Here is a 22,743-nt window from a genome sequence, read left to right as displayed (position 1 = left end):
TAGCTCTGTTGTTTTTAAGCGATTCATAAGATCACAAAACACCATGAATGTTCCCTCGCTTCCCACATTTTTTAATACTATTAGTTCATTGATATATAAAGGCTAATTCTGGGGATACTTTAGGTCAGAACGGTTGTATGCCGCTCTTGTTTCGTTTTCATCTGCATGGGCTAAGCAGGCTTCTACCAAAAGGCTATCGTAACCTTTTTCATGAAGCGCTGTAGATGCAACGGATCGCAAGCCATGGGCTACCAGCTTATCTTTGTAACCCAAGCTACGTTTAATGGCTGCATTCACCGTATAGGTGCTTGCATGGCTCTTTTCATTACGCTCACTCGGGAATACATATTCATGGTGGCCGCTTAATGGCTTCATTTGCTCAAGTATTGCCAAGGTAGCAGGCGTTAAAGGCACTCTGTGAGCCCTTCTACGCTTCATTTCTTCAGCAGGAATCACCCAAACAGCCTCTTCAACATTAATGTCTGCCCACTTAGTGCCTGCGGCTTCCTTTGAACGAGTCATTGTGTGCAACTGCCACAAAATTAAAAGCTTGGTTTTGTCCTGAATGGTTTGAGAGTTATTCACAGCCGTTAAAAAATCAGGTAGCTCTTCAGGCCTTATTGTAGCCATGTGCTCAACCGTGTTTTTAGTAAATACTTTTATAATTTTTGCTAGTGGATTGGCATTGATAAAGCCATGATTTACCGAGTAATCCATGATCTGGTTTAAGCTTTGGCAAATACGCTTAATTGTGGAGTGCTTAGCGTCAGCCTCAAGTGGCCTGAGAATTTCAATGGTATCAATCGCTGTAATGCTTTCTAAAGGCGTGTCTTTCAACTTGGGGAAAATATACATCTCAAGTGTTCGCCATTCCCTAGCTGCGTGATGAGCGGTCACAGTAGGCTGTTTTCGTTCAAACCAAAGCTCTGCAGCAGCTAAAAAAGTATTCGCAGCTTTTCGGCTCTCTGTTCGCTTTTTTGCAAGCTCATATGCCTTTGGGTTAATACCTTGCGCTAGTAGTTCTTGATACTCAATAGCTTTAGTACGTGCGTTAGCAAGCGATAGTGCTGGATAAAGCCCAAGGGGTAATTTATTAAATTTATCACTTATTGGATCTTTAAACTTAAATTGCCAAGATTTAGTACCACTAGGTAAAACACGCAGTTGAAGACCGCCACCGTCAGAAAGCGTTTGTTCTTTGCCTGTACTAGTAATTGATTTTATTTTCTTATCCGTTAGACGAACTACAGGCCTAGCCATAATAAGCTCCATAATGATGATTAAGACTAGTATATATAAAACATAATCTCATGGGTACTAACGTGGGTACTAAAAATAGTAGAAGCAACAAGATTAGACTGGACAAATACGGAATAAAAACAGATTAAACACATGTTTTTTATGGAGTTTAAGTAACACTACGGAGCGGCGCGGAAGTTAATACAAGCGCCCAGGGAACCACTGGATAGCCATTTTTAACTCCTACAGATAATTTCGGGCTATTTTAACTGGCTCAGCCCTTAATTGCGCTATACTGACGCAAATTTTTTTAAATAAACTGTTATGGCTCTTAAATCGACGATTATTAAAGCGCAGTTATCGCTAAGCGATATGGACCGCAACGTATACCAAGACTTTAATTTAACCTTGGCACAACACCCTTCAGAAACCGAGCAACGCTTGATGATCCGCTTGCTTGCCTATGCACTTAATGCCTGTGATGGTTTAGAATTTACTAAGGGTTTATCGGCTGATGATGAACCAGAGCTGTGGCATAAAAGCTATAGCGATGAGATCGAGCTGTGGGTTGAGCTTGGTTTACCTGATGAAAAGCGTGTTAAAAAAGCCTGTAATAAAGCTAAAAAAGTGGTGCTATACACTTATGGTGAAAACAACCAAGCAATTTGGTGGCAAAAGCATCAACCTAAATTGTATGAGTTTAAAAATTTAAGTATTTTTAGTTTAGATTTTGCTACAACTCAAGCGCTGGCAGCGCTGGTTGATCGCAATATATCGCTGACTATTACCATTCAAGATGGTGATGTATGGGTGAGCTCTGATTCAGTTAACATTGAAATAAAACCAGTACAATTAATGTAATTGTAGGTTCAATAGATTAAGAGGGTGTATGACTGTTAAACGCGTTGTAGTATTACACGGATTGTATATGTCTGGCTTTGTAATGCGCCCTTTATGCTCGCAGCTCGAAAAGTCTGGGTTGGATATTCTCAACCTCTCTTACAATACATTGTCTCCCGATCGCGCCGCTATTTTTAAACAGATTGATAATTTTATTAATGATAAAAATACGGCCCTTGTTTGTCATTCAATGGGCGGACTGGTGGCGCGCGCATACCTTGCTGCAAATTCAGAGCAAAGCCAAAACGTAACAAAAGTTATTACTTTAGGCACACCGCATAAAGGCAGCCATATAGCCCGCAGAATGCAGCAAAAAGGCTTTGATGTATTTTTAAAAAACAGTGTGGAATTTTTACTGACCGAAAATGGTGATTGGCCATTTAATGCCAAGCTTTATAGTATTGCTGGCGATTTACCGATCGGCCTCATGCCGCTAATTGCCAAAGGTAGTCAATCAGATGGCACGGTATTAATTGATGAAACCAAACTCAAAGGCATGGCAGAACATAAAGTGTTTCATTTAAGTCACACCAGTATGATCTACTCACGCCAAGTGATGAATTATATTGTTGAGTTGCTGGTTTAATCTTCTGCACTAGCAGCCACTTTATAGGCAACAAATGCGATGATTGCTAAGATCAGTGGTGTTGGCGCTGCGATATAACCAAAGGTATCAAAGTTAGCAAAGCTTGCTCCTGCTAAATGGCCGACTAAGCCAACTACAAATGCAATCAACGCTATACCAATAACAACTAATTCCATTTTACTTTCTTTTTGTGTTTTAGCCTGCATGTTATCTCTCCATCAAATTTATCTGTGTTGATTATGCGCCGACTAAAAACGTTAATTTTGACCTAAATCAAATAACCACTCGCCATGTAATAGCTTGCTATAAAAGCTTGTTTTAGATCATCTTATTGTGCTTTTATTAAACGATTTGCGGTTATTTTGATTTTTGGGGTGGTTTTTTAAAGATTGGAGCCCATCTCTATTGTATGTACGAACAAGTTAATTACTACAGCAGGTTGGCTAATAGGTAAAATCTATTGAGGTTATCGATTTTAACCATTTTACAGATTACTAAAAATGGCTGATACTTGCTTCAGTGTTTAGAAAACATCTTATCAGTTTATTAAGGAGAAGTTATGTCACAGGTAAACGCAATTGGTCTTAACAGCGCGAAAAGTGAAGATATCGTCAAGTCACTCAATACCCTGCTAAGTAGTTATCAAATTCAATATATGAATGCCCGCGGTTTTCATTGGAATATTAAAGGTCGCAACTTTTTTGAACTACACATCAAGTTTGAAGAAATTTATAACCTATTACTTTTAAAAGTAGATGAAGTCGCTGAGCGTATTTTAACGCTTGATGGCGCACCACTGCATGCATTTTCTGATTACTTAGAGATCAGCAAAATTAAAGAAGCAAAAAATATCAGTGATGGTGTCGCAGCAGTCGAAAACTTACTCGCTGGTTACAGCACGCTAATTAAAATGCAGCGCGATATTTTAGAGCAAGCAAGTGATGCACAAGATGAAGGTACGGCTTCATTGATGAGTGATTATATAACTGAGCAAGAGAAGCTAGTGTGGATGCTTAAAGCATATTTAAATTAATCATAACCAGGTTTTAATATATAGATGTTCCGGGTGCTTAGCTAAGTAACCTGGAATATCATCGTAAAATTGTATATCCATATCGCTACCCCGCCAAATATGTTCCAGCAAACTTTTCGCTACAGCACTTGCTTGAATATAAACAATACGTTTATAACCGCGCGCTTTAACACCATGAAAATATTCAGTTGCAACCGCCAAGCTATCTGCGGTCGCTAATTCAAACTCAGCTAAGTTAATCACCGCATATTCAATGGATTGAGGCGGCAACTTTGCTAAATCAGCAAATACATCCTTGGTAAAAGCCTGTATACCTTCTCGATTAAAACATCCAATCACTTTGATATATATTGTTGGTGATTCAATTGAGTATTCCCAGCGCCCATGTACATTAAACATATAAGTGCCTCCAAACATAGTGAAACTCAATTGAATAGAAAATCAAACTTAATCAGCCAAACTGATAAAGAAAGCCATCTCTAATGCTTTTTCTTCCAAGCTTTTAAAACGCCCTGATGCTCCGCCGTGACCGGCATCCATATCAGTTTTAAACACCAAAATATTATCGTCAGTTTTATATTCACGCATTTTAGCCACCCACTTCATTGGCTCCCAATATTGCACTTGTGAATCATGCAAACCGGTAGTCACTAAAATATGTGGGTATGCCTGTGCGGTAATATTGTCATATGGTGAATACTGAGCAATCACATCATAATAGGCAGGGTCATTTGGGTTACCCCATTCATCGTATTCATTGGTAGTTAGAGGTATTGACTCATCCAGCATGGTGGTTAGCACATCTAAAAATGGCACATGGCAGCCAATTCCTAAATAAAGCGCTGGCGCTTGGTTAACAACCGCTCCCATTAGTAAGCCACCGGCACTACCGCCTGAAGCAAACACTTTATCTTGCGCACCATAACCTTGCTCAACCAATGCTTTGGTTACATCAATAAAGTCGTTAAAGCTATTTTGCTTATGTTGTTTTTTGCCTTGCTCGTACCAATCACGGCCCAACATCTCACTACCACGAACATGTGCTATGGCATACACAAAACCACGATCGAGTAAGCTTAATGAGGTACTCGAAAAACTCGGATCGATGGTTATGCCATACGCCCCATAACCATATTGAAACAGTGGATTAGTGCCATTTTTAGCAAAACTATCTTTACGATAAACCAGCGACACGGGCACTTTAATACCATCACGCGCTGTTACCATTAATCTTTCAGAGGCATAGTTTTGCGGATCAAAACTGCCTAATACTTGCTGTTGTTTTAATAAAGTTTTATCACCATTATTTAAGTCTACTTCAAATAATGAACCTGGCGTGGTGAGGCTTGAGTAATAAATACGAGCTACGTACGTATCATGCTCAGGATTCATTGCAATGGCAGCATAATAACAAGGATCATCAAATTCTAAGGTCATACGCTGCTGTTGCTTATTAATGACCACAAAGCGTGTTTGTCCTTGCTCGCGCTCAGTAAGCACCAAGAAATCGTCAAACAGCTCTACGCCTTCTAATAAAACGCTATCACGATGAGGGGTATGCTCAAGCCACTGTGTTTTATCTGCAATGGTGCTTGTATTAGCCGTCATTAAACGAAAGTTTTTAGCTTGCCAATTGGTCACGATATAAAACGTATCGCCGAGTTTATCAACATCAAACTCATGCCCTTCTTCGCGTGGCAGTAACTGAGTAAACACTCCTTGCGGCTGATCAGCATCTAGCACCCAAGTATCGTTCGTTTCTGTAGTGGCTAAATCAATAATGATCAGCCCCTCATCACGGCTTTTACCAAGCCCCATAAAAAAGCTTCGATCTTGCTCTTCATATACCAATACATCGTGCGCTTGCTTAGTACCTAATACATGGCGATAAACTTGATAACCTAATAACGTTTTAAGGTCTTTCTTTACGTAAAAAACCGTTTTATTGTCGTTTGCCCAAACGATTTGCCCTTCGGTGTTTTCTAATACATCTTCAAGTAAATCATCGTTATCAATAACTTTAAACTTTACGGTATAGATACGACGACCATCGGTATCTTCAGAGTAAGCCAACAATTGTTCATTAGGACTAATTGCCACCTCGCCTAATTCATAAAATTCAAAACCTTCTGCAAGTATATTTACATCTAACAGTAGCTGCTTATCTGCCGCATCCATCTGACGACTACGGTAATGGCGAGAATATTCATCATCGCCACGTACTTCAGAGTGATACCAATACTGACCATCTTTAACAGGAAAAGTATTATCGTCTTTAACAATACGCCCTTTTAGTTCTTCGAATAACTGCTTCTGAAAAGACTGAATAGGTGCTAATTGCTGTTCACAATAGTCATTTTCAGCGGCTAAATGTGCCAGCATCGCTGGCTCTGTTCGTTCGTCATCACGCATCCAATAATAATCATCAATGCGTATTTTTTGGTGTGTTGTTAACGTGTGCGGCTGTTTACGTGCAACAGGAGCATTAGGAAGTGAAGACAACGATAAGTTTGATAGAGCCACAGAAAAACCAATAAAAAATTTCGATGGCTGGAGTTTAACATAATTTTCAAAAGTGCATAAAAAAGCCCACTCAATGAGTGGGCCGAAAAATGCTAAATAGCATTAAGGGGAAACTTGCTGCCAGGCTAAATCCCAACTTTGTCCCACACCGGGCTCATAAAGAGGATTATTTTCTTCTTTCACATTGCAAAACTGGCTGAAAGGCCAAGGTTTGCATTTATAAATTAAGCCTGTTTTTGGCTGTAACACTTTTACACCCGCATTATAAACACTGCATTTTTCAGGGTAGATATAGTCATATGCAGGCTTAACGGCTTGGTAATCATCACATTTAGCAATACATTGAAAAGTTAATTCCGCACGAGTAATCCCGCAGCCTTCAAGTGCATAAATCTGGTTTGAACGATAAGCTACCACTAAACCTTGCTCAGTCATTCTTCCTGCTTCAACTAGTGGTATATGGGTATTAATATATTCCGCGACAAAACGCGGCCAATTATGTGGCTCACCTTGTTCTTCGGTGATAATTTCATATTGAAATGATAAATCGACTAGCTCTCCTTGCGTGTCATAAAAAGTCACTGTCACCATATCACCCACAAATAATTGGGTATGATGATTTAGACAACCTATTGGCATCCAATTTCCACAGGCCAATGACGTATGCATAAACAAAGCAACACCTTAAGAACATCTAATAGGTACTATCCAGTATTTATTGGATAAAAGAAATACTTTTTAACTATATTGTAGGGCTGATGACACACAGTGAGGCTAAAATTACCCTGTGCAACGGCCCCGCTATCTTAGTTTTAGCACACTAAAACCTTAGACCGGAAACTTTGCGTCCTAACCTTTCGATTAGTTTGCCAAAACAGCGTGAGTATAATGTGACATAGCTCAAATATCAAACTAAAGAATGTAACCGCCAATAAAAACCAATACTAAGGTATATAAAAATAAAAAAGCCAATACATTACGTATTGGCTTTTAAAGTCCGTAGTAACAAATTGAAACTAACGATCTAACTGCGGCCCTTGTTTACTTTTAAATAAGAGCATAATTTCATTAAATAAAGCTTTAAACACCTTACCTACATCACTCATTATGATGTACAAACACGGCACTAATATTAACGTGATTAAGGTTGCAAACATTACTGCAAATCCAAGCGCTACAGCCATAGGTATTACAAATTTAGCCTGTAAGCTGGTTTCAAACATAATCGGCAATACGCCCGCAAAGGTCGTGATTGATGTCAGCAATATTGGTCTAAAGCGGGCACAACCGGCCTCTATCACCGCATCTTTGATAGCGATACCTTCACGGCGAGCTTGGTTAACAAAGTCGGTCATAACCAGCGAATCATTAATAACTACACCCGCTGCGGCAATGATACCAAAGCCAGACATTAAGGTTAGATCTAAGCCAAACCAATAATGCCCCCATACAGCCCCCGTCAAACTAAACGGGATCACCGACATTACAATCAAAGGTTGCGCATAGCTTTTCAAAGGTACAGCCAACAAGATATATACTAAAATCATGCCACCAAAAAAGAACATTTTTTGCTGATTAGCTTGTGATTGCTGCTCTTCAATAGCACCGCCAAGCTCTGATTTAACGCTTGGGAACTCTTCTTTTAGTTGAGGTAATAGCTTGTCTTTTACTTGTGTAATTACTTCATTTGGCTCGATCACTTCTTCATCGATATTGCCATAAACATACACAGTACGATAACCACCTTCACGGCGAATATAGCTAATGCCCGGTTTTTCAGTCAGCTCGACCACATCACCAAGTAACACTTCTTTACCTTGCGGTGTGGTGATAACTGCATGCTTGAGCGATGAAAACGCTTCACGGGTTAGTTTTGGATAACGTACCATCACCCGCACTTCTTCACCACGGCGAATAACACGCTGTGCTTCACCACCGTAAAAACTTGCGCCAACTTGATTTGCTATTGAGGCTAAGTCTAAACCGAGGTCATAAGCCACAGGTTTTAAACTCATTTGCACTTCTTTGCTGGCAGGGTCAATAGTCGAGCTAATATCAAACAAACCGTCTTGTTGTTGCAATAATTGAATAAAACGACGCCCGGCATCATTTAAAGTGTCGATATCTGAGCCATATAACAAGTAACCAAACTCACCATCACCACCACCTTGAGCATTCACATCGTCATAAATAATAAGCGACTTAACACCAGCAATGGTTGGCATCGCTTCACGCCAACGACGAGAAAGTTCAAACGCGTTATAAGGACGTAAATCCTCTTCAACTAATGGTGCGAGTATTTGCGCTTCAGTACGACCTTGGTTAAACACGAGTACATCTCTAATTAGTTTTTGACCATATTCCCGCTCAGTCTCTTTATCAACGGCAATCACCATAGCTTCGATTTCACGAATTGCTTCAATGGTTTGTATATCAGAGACATTATCATTCATCTCTAAGTTGATCTGCGGATAGTCATGCGGGATCTTCGGCATAAAACCAGTACGCACATTGTTTGATGCAATCAAGGCAAAAGTGACGATCAGTAATGAAATAAACGAGAACAGTACCGCCCAACGCCACTCTACACAACGCACTATAAAACGTCGATATGGTCCATTTACAAAACCAAAAAAGCGCTTATTAAAACGTGCTCGCCAGCTATCTGGTTTAATTGGCGGGAAGTTAGTATGGGCAATATGTGCAGGTAGAATAAGCTTTGATTCTATTAAGCTGAATATTAAACACAACATAACCACGACTGCGATCCCAAAAAAGAATGCACTTTCAGGGCCTGTCGATAACGTAAATGGCGCAAATACCGCAACTGTGGTTAACACCCCAAAGGTTGCAGGGGTTGCGACTTTTTTAGCACCATTAACGACATTAACAACTCCACCGCCTTTTTTCTCTATTTCGGTGTAGGCGCTTTCTCCGATGACAATGGCGTCATCCACCACAATCCCTAGCACCATAATAAAGGCAAATAATGACAAGATATTAATGGTTACACCAAACAGCGGCATCATCATCATGGCGCCTAAAAAGCATACCGGCAAGCCAATCATTACCCATAGCGCAAGCTTAAAGCGTAAGAACAAAGAAAGCATAATAGCGACTAAAATTGCACCTTGGATCAGGTTATTTACCATCATATCTAAGCGAGCATTTAAGTAATAGGTCATATCCATTAATGGCTCTAAACGGACACCCGGAGGTAAGTCTTTATTTTTTTGATCAATAAACGCTTTAACTGAATCCGCAACAGGAATAATACTTTGCTCTTCCGTCGCTTTTACTGATAAATAAACGGCATTTTCACCATTGAACTTAAAGTAACGTTCGCCTTCGGTGAATTGGTCCTTAATAATTGCAATATCTTGCAGTAAAACTTTAGCGCCGTTATCACCAATTTTTACTGGTATTTGGCGAAACTCCTCACCTGAATACAGTTGGTTTTCAACTCGAACAGAAATAACCCCAGCATCGGTTTTTAATTGTCCTGCTGAAAAGTTGGCTGAATAACGACGAACAGCATCAGCGACTTCGCTTAAGGTTAAGTTGTAACGACGTAGTGTGTCTGGTTCAATCTCAATGGCAATTTCATCCAGTGGTACATCATTGACCACCAGTGATACATTTGATAGCTGTAATAGCTCATCTTCAATGCGGTTAGCTATCGGTTTGAGCTCATTCAGTGGTAGGTCGGCAACTAATGTCATGCCTATTACATCTTGGCGAAACTCTATTTGACTTATGGTGACCGGCTCCATGCCTGCGGGGAAAGTAGCGATACCATCAACCCGCAACTTAATTTTATCCAGTACATCGGTGAGCTCTGCATCAGTATTGATTTCTAACTGGGCGCTGCCGCCATTACGAAATGCGCGATATACACCTTTTTTAATTTCGGTAATATCTTTTAAAGATTCTTCAATCTTAACTAGGATACTTTCTTCCATCTCTTGCGGTGAAGCGCCAGGGTAATTCGCATTAATTGTAATGTAATTAATTTCAATGTTCGGGAACATTTGTCGTTGGATAGTTAAAAAACTAATGATCCCCATTACTATAATGAAAACCATCATTAAATTAGCCGCTACAGAGTTATTAGCAAAGTAGGCAATAATACCGGTCTGCTTTTCAACCGTTGAGTCTGGTGTATTTGGTAGTTCAGTGTTACTCATAACGCAGTCTACCCTTTATAGTTTTTCAGTGGTTGCACTATCGAGTGCATCAACTTTTTTAACATCCTGCACACCAGCGATTTTCACTGCCATGCCTTTTTGCGGATACTCAGGTAAGGTAATAACTAATTGATCATCAGCCTCTAAGCCATCACTAATATAAAAGAACTCGCCCTCTTCGCGGATCACTTTCACTTTACGTGGCTCAAGTTGCTGCTCATCATTAACAATCCATACCATTTGGTTATTCACCAGTTCTTGCGGTAAGCGATAGATATTATTAAGCATAGTGCCAGCAAAATTGACTTGTACATAACTGCCATATTTAATTGCCTGCTGTTTATTAACTAACCCATACGGGTCATCTATACGAACAACTAAGCTACTCATACGAGTAGCACTATCAACAATACCTAAATCACGATCAACCACAGCTTGACGCGTAAACCCATGTAAACCGGTTTTTATTACCGTTGCAGTAATTCCTTTAACTCGCTCAGGTAAAAACACACTGTCAAAGCCAGCGATCGGAATAATCACTTCGGCTGTTTCAATATTATTTAACTCACCGATTTGTGTGCCCATATTTATATACTGGCCTACACCAATATCTCGACTTACAACCAGTGCATCATAAGGAGCTGTTACTTCGCAATTATCTAAATCACGTTGCGCACGCTTTAATCGTGCTTGCGCTGACTTAACCGATGCTTGCGCGCTAAGCACTTGTGGCTCACGTAAAAACAATGCAGTACGCTCTTTACCAGGAAAGCGCTTTACTTCATCCGCCGCAACTTGTGCTTGTGCTTGCTCTTCGATTAACTGTGATTTTGCTTGAGCAAGTTCAGCTTGGGCTTGTAATAGCGCCGCTTCATAGTTATCTTTCTCAATAGTAAATAAGGTTTCGCCACGAGCAACAATACCACCAGCAACAAAGTGAGGATGCCAACTAACAACCTCACCCGACACCTGCGCTGATAAACGCGTGCTTTCAAGTGGCTTAACTTCGCCATAGCTATTAATAATCACTTGATGATCGTTGGCAGCTACAGGCTCAACTTTTACAACCGGCCGAGTGTCGACTATTTCTTTTTTTTCTGGCTCTTGGGCAATCGCATTAATTCCCACAAAGCCAACAATTCCTAAGCCAAGCGCGACAAATGGAAGTCCCCATTTTAATATCGTTGTTCGCATAATCAGTCCCCTAAATATTTTACTAAAGCCATAATAACAGAGCTGAATGAAACATTAACGTGACATTTGTAAGGAACTGTTACAAAACCGTATCAAAAAGATTCAAAGTCCTTATTTAAATAACCTGAGCTTCGGATAATAAATCTATCTCCTGCGGCTGCTGTTATTTTCAAAACCGAACACCTGCGTGTTCGATATCGAACAGCTATCACTTTATAATCACCATATAAATACTTAAACAACTGAAAATAAACAGTATTTATTTCTGGCATCAAACTTTCATTAACTACACTATCAACCACGTAGATTTGTAGATTATGAATATTAATATTGAGAAAACCACAAAACTAAACAAAGTTAAAATAGCCCTCATTGTTGCCGCACTAATACTGCTAGCAAGCATCAGCTATTTTGCGGTGCAACCTGCTGTGCCGCAGCTAAATGCGAGTACGCTCAATGTGGTGACCGTCCAACAAGGTGATATTGATATTATGACGCCTGTGTATGGTCAATATGCATCACGCTATGAGCGCCTAATTAGTGCCCCTGCAGTTAGCTAACACAGCGCATGGCGCACAAATCACCATTAAACTACCGCAAGGTAGCAATTAAATAGTCATTATAAATATATTGTGCCCTGCATATAGCGCACAGCATGGCCAGTTACAGTAACTGTGTGCTCAGCGACTTCACAATACAGATGTCCGCCACGGCTAGAAGCTTGATAAGCACTTAACGAGGTTTTACCTAACTCTTTAGCCCAATAAGGCGCAAGACCGGTATGAATTGAGCCGGTAACGTAATCTTCATCACCGCCATTAGCAGGCCAAAAATAACGTGAAATAAAGTCGTATTTTGCGCTTGGTGCGGTTGCAACTACATCTAGCGGAAACAATGTTTTAAGCAGCGCAGAGTCTGTTTTAAGATCTAGCACATCTTGCTCACTATCATAAATAGCAAAGTAAGCTTGTTGGTTTTTCAACACCTTAACGGGTTGTATAGACAAGCCAGCAAATAGCTCAGAGGGTATTTCTGTTGTAACAAAAGGAGTTTGTTTTGGAAAAGTCATGGCAAAGCTGCCATCGCTATTTTTATTAATAACTAACTCACCGACTGCAGCAGCTTGAAAACGAATTTGCGATATATTGTGCTGTTCGCACAACACAAATGCCGCAGCGAGTGTAGCATGCCCGCAAAAATCTATTTCCATTAATGGTGAAAACCAACGGATAGCGTAGCTGCCATCAGCTTGACGACAAGTAAACGCGGTTTCGGATACGTTATTTTCTGCGCCAATGTTTAGCATCAGCTCATTATCAAGCCAATTATCTAAATCAATAACCGCTGCATAGTTGCCTTTAAATAATTCGTTAGTAAAAGCGTCTACTTGATGAATAGTCAGTTGCATTCATTTACCTATAATATTTTAATATTTAAGTTCTTTACACGATGATGGCAAAATATCTTTGGGTACGGTGGTTTTATTTTTACCCATTGCTTGCATACCTGCGACTGGCTGATCGTAGCCACATAACCAAGCTATAGGGCTGCCCGGACTACCCGTGACCACAGCTGGCCGAAATGTTAATATCGTCCCCTGCAAAGGCACTGACGCTTTATTACCAAGGCTAATATGAATAGCCCCAACATCAACGACAATACCAGTTACTCGATTGCCAATTAAAAACTTACTCGCAGGTATACCGGCTTCCTCATTGTTTGATGGAAATCGTCCTTGCTCTAAATAAAAAGTCGTTACATCTTCTCGTATAACGGCAGCCATTGCTAAGGGGTCTACAAGCTCACTGCGCTGTATATATTTACTGTATTGTGGCAATGCCACAGAAGCTAGAATGCCTATGATAGCAATCACAACCATTAGCTCAATTAGGGTAAATCCTTTATTTTTCAAATGATCTCTCCCAATGCGAAGATAGGCCGATAAGCCTCTTTCAAAAATAATGCAATCGCAATAACTAAAGTAATCGTGAAAATAGTAATGAGTTTATTCAAATACCTTTTAGCATCTTGATTAAACACCGCCAGCTTTTGCTTTATTAAAAGCACAAATTCTTTACTAATATCTAAGCCATGTAACTGACAACTTTGTAAATGCTCAATCTCGGGGAAACTAATACTTTCACTTGCCCCGTTTACAGGAAATTCAAGTATTACAATTAGCTCGCTGTGTTGCTGGCGAATTTTTTTGGGGATAATAAAATCGATAAAGCTTGATGATGGTTCTGCTTTTAGTAGATTGCCTATTTGGCTTAGGCGTATAACACTGAGCAAAATTAATGAAAGAAGCATTCCTTGTAGAGATACAAATATATACCAAAATTTTGCCACATCACTAAGCGAGTTATTTAATTGAGCATGATAGTCACTCAATACAGCTGAAAAGGAAGGTATAACAAAAACCTGATAAATCAGACTAATGATAATAAAAGCAGTAAAAATAAATACCAGATAGCTTAATCTGCTCCCGTATTTAAAGCCGTTAGTACTAATTGCATTTGGTAATTGTTCATAACATAACGCAAGTCTTTGCTGCTCGTGTTCACAACGGTTATCAATAAGCTGTGCTGATAATTTTGTAGCTAATTGACTACTGTGCTGCCCAGCTTTATAAACCCGTAAATGCTCGGCACTGCTTAGTTGCTTTTTCTGTGCAGGTGTAAGGTTACTTAATGGCGAAAATAATCGACATAAGTAACCTAGTTGATTCCAATTCATACCTTATCCCTTTTATCTCGATAAGGTAATTTGCCATAAAAACAGTAACTTTGGAATCGCTTGTTTTTAAAACAAACAATTCTATATTATTGCAGGGCGCATTTTATAATATTGAATACAACCAAGTTGCGCAGCATTAGTCAGTAAGATCATCACAAATGTTAAAAGATGCGAAGTACTTGGTGCTGCCATCGCTAATTCTGCAAATAAACCACACACACCAGCAATAAACTGTAAGCTAAAATAACGAGCACTTAAGTTGCTTATATCTCCGCTGCGCAGCGTTTTATAGGTTTGCGGCATGACTCGCACCGAACTCATTATTAAGCCAACAAAAGTAAGCCAAGTAAGTACATTAGCAGTCTCTAGCTGTGGGTTTACTAGCAGTAAAAACGGTAATAGTGAAAAACCTAACATAGCGGCCAACTGAGTTCGCTCTCTAGTTTTGGCGTTATATCGAGCAAAATAATACAAGATTAAGCCACTTAAACACCCGGTCACCACAAACGGTAGTACCATGTAGTAACGTTCAAAAAAGAGATTAAATGCAATAAAATAAATACTTTGCGCCACCCCAAAGGTCATCATTAATAATGACAACCCCGATACACTGCGGTTTTTACGAATTTTATTTAGTAATGGTAAAAAGCTAAACACTAAAATAAATGATGATAAAATAGGCAGGTAATGCGCCAAAGTAGACCTCGTTCGTTAGTAATTGATTAATAAGTTAGCAACTTATAAACAAAACAATAAGTCAGTGTAAACCACTGTTTTTATATGCTTTATGTAAGGCGCGGCATTGTAAAGGTCCTATAAAAACAAGCAACCATTTGTACAAAATAAACTCACTACTCCTGCGGCAAGTTAACCTTACAGTTTCCATGTTTCGACTGACACTTTGCCGTTAGTAAGTAAACATCTCATCGCATAGAATTGAAATAACATTGATAATTGTTATCATGCAACAAATTAATTTTGACGACTCTTTGCCTTATGAGAAAAACACTTTTTAAAATACACAGTTGGATTGCGCTTTGTGCTTTGATTCCACTTATTGTGATCAGTATAACTGGCAGCGTATTAGTGTTTAAAAGTGAAATTGATGGCTTACTCATGCCAGATAGTCACTTTGTCGTTGATAGTCACGCAGAACGCAAACCCATTGATAAATTAATAGCGGTTGCTGAGCATGAATTTCCTAGCTATGTAGTAGGTAGTTGGGAAATATTTAATGATGATACTGCTGATCGGGTTTATTTAATCGAACGCGGTACCGACACTTGGTATAAATTTCATATCAATCAATATTCTGGCGAAATACTTTCGCAGCCAGTTAGCACTAGTCACTACTTCACAGATTGGTTTTTAGAACTGCATTACACATTTTTGCTAAACGATTTAAAAACTCTACCTGGCCAAACAGGCACCGTCCTTGGGTTCTTTTTTGCAATCTTTCTATTTATCCTCGGCGTTACAGGCTTAATAATTTATCGTAAATTTTGGCAACGTTTATTTTCAGTACGCTTCAAGGCGACGCTGCAAATTGTACTAAGCGATATTCATAAAATGACAGGGGTACTTGGCTCACCCATTATTTTAATTTTGGCGATCACTGGCGGCTACTTTAATTGGGCTGTGTGGTATCACGAAGTAGTCGAACACGCAGAAGAACAGCATTTTATACTCACCAAAAACTTACATAGCGATACCATTAACTTTCAAGCCATTCTGGATGATAGCAAAAAACAAATCCCGACATTTAATGGTACTTTTTTAGTTATGCCACTGGAGCCTGACGAAAACATTACGCTATTTGGTGAAGTTGATAGCAACAATCCACTGGCAAGCGAATACGCCAACACCATTACTTATGATAAAAAAACCGGTGAACATATAGCTAACTGGGATATTCGCGAAGTCGGCATTGGTTGGAAAGTAATTGATAGCTTTAGAAAATTACACTTTGGATATTTTGCCGGTTTACTCAGTAAAATCTTATGGTGCGTGATTGGCCTAAGCCCAGTATGGCTTGCAGGCACTGGTTTTTACTTGTGGCTTAGCCGCCGTAACCGTAAAAAACAATCACAAAGAAATCGCGAGCAAAGGCGAACAGCGACAGCATTAAATACTTAACTTAGACAAAGCGATAGAAGAGGCTCCTTGGAGCCTCCATTAATTTACAACGAATAATAAAACCCGAGCCAGCCTCTAAGCTCATCATCAAAGCTGTCGCCTTCTACTCTGACTAGGCCAAAATCAAGTTTCACATCATTGAGGCCTGCAGGGCCTAAGCCAAAACTAAAGGGGCCTTGCCATTTCACACCATAGCTTTGCCCGTATACCTGTTGGTCAATCTGATGCTGTTGATAGTACAACCATGGCATGCCTTCTGCCCAGCTAATACCTCCACCATAACCTTGATAGCGTTTGCCAATAGCGCTGTAAAAGGGCAGTTCAGGTGCAAAAACAAGGTCACTGCGAATATTTTTTGATAACAACGAAGAGCTAAAACCACCTAATCGCAACTCACTATCATCTCTATATTGCTGGCTATAATTAGCATACATCAGGATTGCCAGCGCTTTACCAAATAGCTGCGCAGAAACATCATAGCCCTGCCAACTCTGCGTGTCGCTATCGCCACTATACCAACGCGCATCAATCGCTTGGCCGATGGCATAATCTTGTCTGTCATAGCTCCAAGATTGCTTCAAGCCGACTCTAAGCCACTGTGAACTCTGCTCTTGCTTGATATTTGCATCATCTATCTCTGAGTAGTTATAAGCCAGTTCTGGCTGTACTTTAAACTCTCCAAAGCTCAGTGGCAGGCTGGCAGCAATATAGCCGCCTTGCACTGACTGATCAGCCAACAGGCTATGCTGATATTGCTTGCTAGCATTCAAATCATAAGAAAATAACTGGCTGTCAAACTTGATTGCAAGCGCACTGTAGCGTGCTTGGGCATAAATGCCTTGCAGTGCAGTGTCATGTAAATCAACACTGTAGCCCAGCTGCCAATCTAATTGCTTGAGTAAATCGCTGCCTTTAATACTCGCTGAAAATAATGCCGCGGAGGCTGAATGATATTGTTCACCTAACGCAAAAGTGGCTTTTTGCTGCCAAATATCGTAGTGCGTTTGCTCACCAATGGGTTGTTGATATATTTGAGCTTTTGGCAAGGTGTGCTCATTCACAAGCAACAAAGGCGCAATACTGTTAGTTGCAAAATCGGTGATTTCTTCTTCGTTATTATTTACCTGTAGCTGCATAATGTCAGGGCCATCACTACTGATTGAAAAATACAGTAAATCCCCGTCAGATAATGCGAGTGGATTAGCAACCGCTTGTTGACCTTGAGTCAACTTGAACAAACGTTGTGTAGTTAAATCATAACGGTAGATATCCGTTGCCTGAGCTAATCCTGCAACAAAATAAAGCTGCTTGCCATCCGCACTCCAACTTGGTTGTGATAAGTATTGATATCCCTTAGGCATTGGTACAGCAAATGATTTTTGTCCATCAAGATCTTGTATATACAATTGCCAATTATGATTAAACTCAGTTTTAAGAAAGGCGAGTTGCTGTTGATTGGGGCTAACTACAGGATAATCGTAAACCGTTGCTAGACTTTTTTCGAATAATGGTTGAGCTTGACCGGTTTGTAAATCAACTCGCACTAACTCTGAGTAACCTCCTTTAACCTGTTCTCCATAAAGTGTTTGCCCATTATCTGCAATACTAAAGCGCCGCAGGCCAGCTAAATCAGTTAGTTTGGTAACTTCACCGGTTTGCCTATCCCAGCTAAATATATCTGATATACGCTGATTATCAATATTATCTACGTTGCTGTAGGCTGAAAAATACAGCACGTCGTCATTTAGCCATTGTGGGTTTTGAATACCCGCACGATTGATTTGATTCAAGACTTGCTTTTGCTTACGTTGAAACACCTTGGGTGGTTTATCAGCAACATCTTTAGGATCATCAGCGAGTAGCTCTTGTTGCTCTTGGTTAAACTCTTCTGCAGCTTTGAGGTTATCCTCAGTACTGTAGAGTTTTAACTGAGTCTTGCCGTCTTGATCACGCTCCACCACTGCAAGTTGCTCGCTATTTGGTGATAAAGCAGGACCACTAGCATAGTGATCTAACGCCAACCAAAGCTCACTAGTAAGTGACTGTTCACTTCTTTCTTTACTCATTGCTTGATAGGTATACTCAGCAATAAAACGTCGATACAACTTACTCGCAGAGTCACCAAAGACCCCTTCGAATGCGTCATCAAATTCGCGTTGCTTAACCCCTTGCATACGCGTCCAAACAGCATCAAGGGTTTGCTCTGAATAGTTTTTCTCTAGCCAAGCTAAAAATCGGGCGCCCATTAAATACGCCATAGAGCCAGCCATAAAGCCACCATCTGTACTATTCAACTGATCATAGCGGGGCAATGCACCTTGCTGAGCAAATTCGATTAAAATCGCCTCGCTGTAGTTATCAAATAACCGACCACGCCCCGTCATTTTCGATTCAAGTAATGTTGCGTAACCCTCTGCCACCCAGCGAGGCATCTCGCTGTGTGTTATATCGTATAAATCCCAAATATTCCTGAGCTCTTGACGCCATTTACTGCGGGTAGGTTGTGCTAAATGCACTAGATGAATATATTCGTGCAGTACCAGTAATTGCTGCCAACCACTATTATTTGAGATCACTGTATCTGACTGCGGTGGTGTAGTAAAAAGCGCCATCAATGGCTTATTTGAAACCGGTAATGCAAAACCATTAGCGGCATTGAGTGGATCAAACACCACCACATCAACCGCCTCATCTAAAGCACGGTTTTGTTGCTCAAGCACTTTGCTGCGGACGATTTCTAATTCATTGGCCGCAGAGCGTGCCCAATCTGCATTTTCTTGACTGTAATGAACATTAAAGTGTTCGGTATGAATAGTTTGCCATTGCACGGCGGCCTGTGTATGTGTGGCTAATAATAACGAAGTAGCGAGTAAGGTTTTTTTCATCATGTTCCCTGATCTCTTATTTTAAACCCATTATTGTCATAACTTAGTCTAAAAAGAGAGCATAAAAATGTAAGAAAACGTGAGTTACCGCTATTACGCTTTATAGCCTAATAAAATACCATCCTAAGAACTTGAAAGCGGTGAATTACATCCAACTTCGTTGATCCGATTCAGCTTGGCAGAGAATAAAGTCGATAATTTCATCGGCTTGCTCTGCTTTGATATAAGGCATAGTCGCTGTGCCCGCAGCGAGTTGTATAGACAAGCTCTTCAAACCACTTTTTCGCATAAAATAAGTGCTTACTGCGCGCGTGCTTTGCGCTTTATATAGTTCAAACACTCGATAATGCACACTTATCATGCCACTGCGAAACACTGCGTAATATCGCCCTTGATATTGATAAAAATAATAACCGTATCGTCGATATGATAAGTACACCAAGGAACTTAGTAATACAGCACAAAGCAGGCCATATACCGGGCTGTAACCTTGTCCTGCATAGCCCATAAATGCAATTAAAGCGCTCGGTAACAAAGCATAAAAGCATAGATTTTTGATCAGTAACGCTTTTTCGACACCTTTAAAGTTGAGTGCTTTAAAATCATCACCGGTTAAATTAAGCCAAGGATGTACCCACTGACAAACTTGTTTTACTTGCTCAAGTGAAAGCACTGGCATCACTAAGCTTTGTTTGCTCTTTGCGCCCGCGCTAAAGCCGCCGCTGGTTGCTTGCAAGCACTGCACGGTATAACGTTTAAGTAGTCGTGCAATTAGGTTTTGCTTAATCAGCAGCGATTGTACTTTATCAAGACTCACCGACAACTGATGACGCTCTAATAATCCAGCAATGCGTTTAAATTTTCCGGCCTGAAAGTAAAGCTGAAAATTATAAAAGCGGATTAATGACATTAATACCGATAATAAAACGACAACCAACACAACAAGCACAAGTATTGAAAACACAGCGAGTGCTGCAGCATCAACCAACACGCCCACTTCTTGCTGATAAAATGATTCTAGGCGATTGATCACCGCTTTTTCTAAAAACTCCAGCACAACATTCATAAAAGGCGCAAGCGCTGCTAATGCCAAAATAGCCATATTCGACATCAAGCCAAATTTTGCAACTTCTTTATTGCTCAGCAGCAAACATTGTTGTGGTTCGTTGGTATGTGTATCTTCAGGTTGCTGCTTAGCTGCAGTTTGTTGTTGGGTTTCTTTATAAGCCAATACTCGCTCGCGCATTTGCTCTGCATATAGCGATGTAACCCCGGGTAATACAGCCTCTTGGCTAGTGCTGCCAGCGGCATCAAAAATACAGTTAACCAAACCCAGAGGCTTAAAATAAAACGGTTCGGCAATATTAACATTCTGCACTCGCAAAAAGTTCAAGGTTAAACGCTCTTTTTTAAACACCCCTTTATTAAGTAATATTTCATGCTCATCAGTAATGCAAAAGCGAAAATTAATATAGTAAAAAAATGAATAAATTAACAAGCTAATAATCGCTACCGCTAATGCAACTTGCCCCCAAAACCACTTATTTTCAACTTGCGTAACAAACACAACCATAATAGGTAGTAAGTTAAATACACCGTCTTTGACAAATCGGAAAGCAAAATGCACGATAAAATAAACCAGTGACCAAGACGAAACACGCTGCCATTTCAAATTATCCATTTAACGACTCATCAGTAGCGAATACACTATCACCGGCTTGATTGCTGGTATTGTTAGATACTTGTTTTGCTTCAGTGTACTTTTGAATATACTGACGGATATTTTTACAATCATCATGACTTAAGCCACTAATGTTGAGATCGGCGCTCATTCCGCCAGCACTATACAAACGCAAGCTAGCCAAGCCCAGTTTTCGCTCCAAAGGGCCACGATGTATTTCTGTGTGCTGCACTCGTGAGAAAGGTAAAATCGTCACCTGCTGCCAAATAACGCCTTTGCGATAAGCTATATCATGCTCACGCATAGCAATTCCTTTAAGTCGCATACTGACAACGTTATAAGCTAGCGATAAAGCTAAAATAATTGGTAAACCAATCAGTAAGCTCGTTTGTGCCAGTGCTGCAAACTCCTGATTAAAAAAGCAAACAGCGCCTAATATTGCAGTTAATGGTAGATAAAACAGCAGCCAGTTAAGCTGAGCGTGCAGCAACGCTTTATCTGCCAGTGGCTTATATACTATTTGTTGATGTTGGGGTAAGACGTCCAGTTGGTGGTTTTCGAACACTTTTTTTCCTTAACAAGCCAACGATTTGATACGTTGGCTTTGATTTATAGCAAAGTTGCGGCCCTATATTACACCCAGCGAATGGTCGTCGCTAAGGTATGACTTTCGCCTGGCGCTACAATCGCACTATCATCCATTACATTTGCCGCTTCAAGGCACAACATTGTATGGTATTCATCATCAGCAAAATTAGATAAACGCTTAGACTTATCAATCCACGGGTTCCACAGCACACAAGAGCTGGAGTTTTCACGGCCGACTTCAATAATTCCATCCGGGGTAATAATACGCTGGATAACTGCGGCTTGGGTATAAACCATATCTGTTTCACGAGCAAAACCAACCAGTCCATCTTGATCAAACGGGCCTTCGCTAAACTCAATATATTTGGAACCTTGCAGCCCATCCACTTGAGTTTCTTCAATAGCAGGGGTTGGAAAATAAGTGTGCAGCGCTTGCGTGAAAGTAATAGTTTGGTTACTTAAATTAGTGGTTGTTAAACGCACTTCAAGCTGATTAGTTAGTATAAATTCAACCTTTAGCTTTGATTTGTGTGGCCAGTAGGTTTCATCAACTTGTGCCATTGGCAAGGTTAAGCTAACTCGAATTTCATCGTCTTGCTCTGCAACTTCATCTGCTCGCCATAAGCTCGTACGTGCTACACCGTGAATTGGCCACTCAGGATTTGGATTGACACCAAACCATGGCCAACAAATAGGAATACCACCACGTATACTTTTACCTTCTTGGTAATCTTCTTCGCTTGATACCCAAATTAATGGCTTTTTGCCACTTGGCGTGAATTCAGTGAGTTGTGCACCTTGTAGAAAAATTTTAGCGCTACAAAGCTCGCTTGCAACATTGATATATTCTAAACCAGTGTCAGTTTGTTCGATGCTTACAGATGGAGATAACTTCATTATACGTCCCATAAAAATGAAAAACCTATCTCACCTTACCCAATCCCCAACCAATTAGTAAATATTATTTAGTGAGTTTTTATGTCAAATTTACAATTTTTCACTCTGTCATGACTTATAGGTAAGCTCAGCACCAAAAACGTTTAATTAAATAATAT

Annotated in this window: 20 protein-coding genes and 1 riboswitch; of the genes, 5 read left to right on the top strand and 15 right to left on the bottom strand. The window is 40.1% G+C overall.

Going from position 1 to position 22,743, the window contains the following annotated elements:
• Positions 1-102 precede the first annotated feature (102 nt).
• Complete coding sequence (locus H5200_RS15540; protein WP_182761807.1) at positions 103-1,260, bottom strand: tyrosine-type recombinase/integrase; 1,158 nt, start codon at positions 1,258-1,260, stop codon at positions 103-105.
• Positions 1,261-1,563: 303 nt separating this feature from the next.
• Here H5200_RS15540 and H5200_RS15535 point away from each other — a divergent pair, with 303 nt between their 5' ends.
• Positions 1,564-2,100, top strand: a complete 537-nt coding sequence (locus tag H5200_RS15535) for a YaeQ family protein (protein ID WP_145240254.1) — start codon at positions 1,564-1,566, stop codon at positions 2,098-2,100.
• Positions 2,101-2,128: 28 nt separating this feature from the next.
• Positions 2,129-2,725 carry an alpha/beta hydrolase gene (locus H5200_RS15530; RefSeq protein ID WP_145240252.1) on the top strand — a complete coding sequence of 199 codons (597 nt, stop codon included), beginning with the start codon at positions 2,129-2,131 and terminating at the stop codon, positions 2,723-2,725.
• Here H5200_RS15530 and H5200_RS15525 read toward each other — a convergent pair.
• Positions 2,722-2,931 (bottom strand): hypothetical protein, encoded by a 210-nt coding sequence (locus H5200_RS15525; RefSeq protein WP_149982248.1) that lies wholly within the window; start codon positions 2,929-2,931, stop codon positions 2,722-2,724. The two genes, H5200_RS15530 and H5200_RS15525, sit on opposite strands and share 4 nt — an antisense overlap.
• Before the next feature lie 353 nt (positions 2,932-3,284).
• Between H5200_RS15525 and H5200_RS15520 the strand changes: the two genes are divergently transcribed.
• Positions 3,285-3,758: a Dps family protein gene (locus H5200_RS15520; RefSeq protein ID WP_145240248.1), complete on the top strand. Its 474-nt coding sequence runs from the start codon at positions 3,285-3,287 to the stop codon at positions 3,756-3,758.
• Here the strand turns inward: H5200_RS15520 and H5200_RS15515 are convergent, their stop codons facing one another.
• The 5 genes from H5200_RS15515 to H5200_RS15495 form a co-directional block, all read right to left on the bottom strand.
• Positions 3,759-4,157, bottom strand: coding sequence for a hypothetical protein (locus H5200_RS15515; protein WP_182761806.1), 399 nt, complete (start codon positions 4,155-4,157; stop codon positions 3,759-3,761).
• 48 nt (positions 4,158-4,205) lie between these two features.
• Complete coding sequence (locus H5200_RS15510) at positions 4,206-6,281, bottom strand: S9 family peptidase (RefSeq protein ID WP_182761805.1); 2,076 nt, start codon at positions 6,279-6,281, stop codon at positions 4,206-4,208.
• A gap of 102 nt (positions 6,282-6,383) precedes the next feature.
• Entirely contained in the window at positions 6,384-6,950 is a 567-nt protein-coding gene (locus H5200_RS15505) for a chitin-binding protein (RefSeq protein ID WP_182761804.1), read from the bottom strand.
• A gap of 119 nt (positions 6,951-7,069) precedes the next feature.
• A riboswitch (cyclic di-GMP riboswitch) is annotated at positions 7,070-7,162 on the bottom strand.
• 135 nt (positions 7,163-7,297) lie between these two features.
• A complete protein-coding gene (locus tag H5200_RS15500; protein ID WP_149982252.1) occupies positions 7,298-10,468 on the bottom strand; it encodes an efflux RND transporter permease subunit in 3,171 nt (1,056 codons plus the stop codon).
• A 15-nt stretch (positions 10,469-10,483) separates the two neighbouring features.
• Positions 10,484-11,662: an efflux RND transporter periplasmic adaptor subunit gene (locus tag H5200_RS15495; protein WP_182761803.1), complete on the bottom strand. Its 1,179-nt coding sequence runs from the start codon at positions 11,660-11,662 to the stop codon at positions 10,484-10,486.
• A 317-nt stretch (positions 11,663-11,979) separates the two neighbouring features.
• Here H5200_RS15495 and H5200_RS15490 point away from each other — a divergent pair, with 317 nt between their 5' ends.
• The gene (locus tag H5200_RS15490) at positions 11,980-12,222 is read left to right on the top strand and encodes a hypothetical protein (protein ID WP_182717521.1); all 243 of its coding nucleotides are present in this window, start codon (positions 11,980-11,982) and stop codon (positions 12,220-12,222) included.
• Positions 12,223-12,281: 59 nt separating this feature from the next.
• On the opposite strand, the gene H5200_RS15485 is transcribed toward H5200_RS15490, so the two are convergent.
• The 4 genes from H5200_RS15485 to H5200_RS15470 all read right to left on the bottom strand — a co-directional run bounded on the left by H5200_RS15485 (position 12,282) and on the right by H5200_RS15470 (position 15,094).
• The gene (locus tag H5200_RS15485) at positions 12,282-13,070 is read right to left on the bottom strand and encodes a PhzF family phenazine biosynthesis protein (protein WP_182761802.1); all 789 of its coding nucleotides are present in this window, start codon (positions 13,068-13,070) and stop codon (positions 12,282-12,284) included.
• An 18-nt stretch (positions 13,071-13,088) separates the two neighbouring features.
• Positions 13,089-13,574, bottom strand: coding sequence for a pilin (locus H5200_RS15480; RefSeq protein WP_149982256.1), 486 nt, complete (start codon positions 13,572-13,574; stop codon positions 13,089-13,091).
• A complete protein-coding gene (locus tag H5200_RS15475; protein ID WP_182761801.1) occupies positions 13,571-14,398 on the bottom strand; it encodes a hypothetical protein in 828 nt (275 codons plus the stop codon). Before H5200_RS15475 ends, H5200_RS15480 begins: the two co-directional genes overlap by 4 nt.
• 81 nt (positions 14,399-14,479) lie before the next feature.
• Positions 14,480-15,094, bottom strand: a complete 615-nt coding sequence (locus tag H5200_RS15470; RefSeq protein WP_149982258.1) for a PQ-loop repeat-containing protein — start codon at positions 15,092-15,094, stop codon at positions 14,480-14,482.
• Positions 15,095-15,394: 300 nt separating this feature from the next.
• Between H5200_RS15470 and H5200_RS15465 the strand changes: the two genes are divergently transcribed.
• Positions 15,395-16,534: a PepSY domain-containing protein gene (locus H5200_RS15465; protein WP_182761800.1), complete on the top strand. Its 1,140-nt coding sequence runs from the start codon at positions 15,395-15,397 to the stop codon at positions 16,532-16,534.
• 44 nt (positions 16,535-16,578) lie between these two features.
• On the opposite strand, the gene H5200_RS15460 is transcribed toward H5200_RS15465, so the two are convergent.
• The 4 genes from H5200_RS15460 to H5200_RS15445 all read right to left on the bottom strand — a co-directional run bounded on the left by H5200_RS15460 (position 16,579) and on the right by H5200_RS15445 (position 22,585).
• A complete protein-coding gene (locus tag H5200_RS15460; protein WP_182761808.1) occupies positions 16,579-19,419 on the bottom strand; it encodes a PD40 domain-containing protein in 2,841 nt (946 codons plus the stop codon).
• A gap of 145 nt (positions 19,420-19,564) precedes the next feature.
• Positions 19,565-21,100, bottom strand: a complete 1,536-nt coding sequence (locus H5200_RS15455; protein ID WP_182761799.1) for a PH domain-containing protein — start codon at positions 21,098-21,100, stop codon at positions 19,565-19,567.
• Positions 21,093-21,665, bottom strand: coding sequence for a PH domain-containing protein (locus H5200_RS15450; RefSeq protein WP_182761798.1), 573 nt, complete (start codon positions 21,663-21,665; stop codon positions 21,093-21,095). The genes H5200_RS15455 and H5200_RS15450 overlap by 8 nt, the downstream gene beginning before the upstream one ends.
• Before the next feature lie 68 nt (positions 21,666-21,733).
• Positions 21,734-22,585 (bottom strand): D-hexose-6-phosphate mutarotase, encoded by an 852-nt coding sequence (locus H5200_RS15445; protein ID WP_182739467.1) that lies wholly within the window; start codon positions 22,583-22,585, stop codon positions 21,734-21,736.
• Positions 22,586-22,743: the final 158 nt, after the last annotated feature.

The organism is Pseudoalteromonas sp. SG43-7 (genome assembly GCF_014164295.1).
In the GTDB taxonomy this organism is placed as follows: Bacteria; Pseudomonadota; Gammaproteobacteria; order Enterobacterales; family Alteromonadaceae; genus Pseudoalteromonas; species Pseudoalteromonas rhizosphaerae.
Note: the sequence above shows the minus strand (reverse complement) of the source record. Positions and strands in the feature narration are given on the sequence as shown.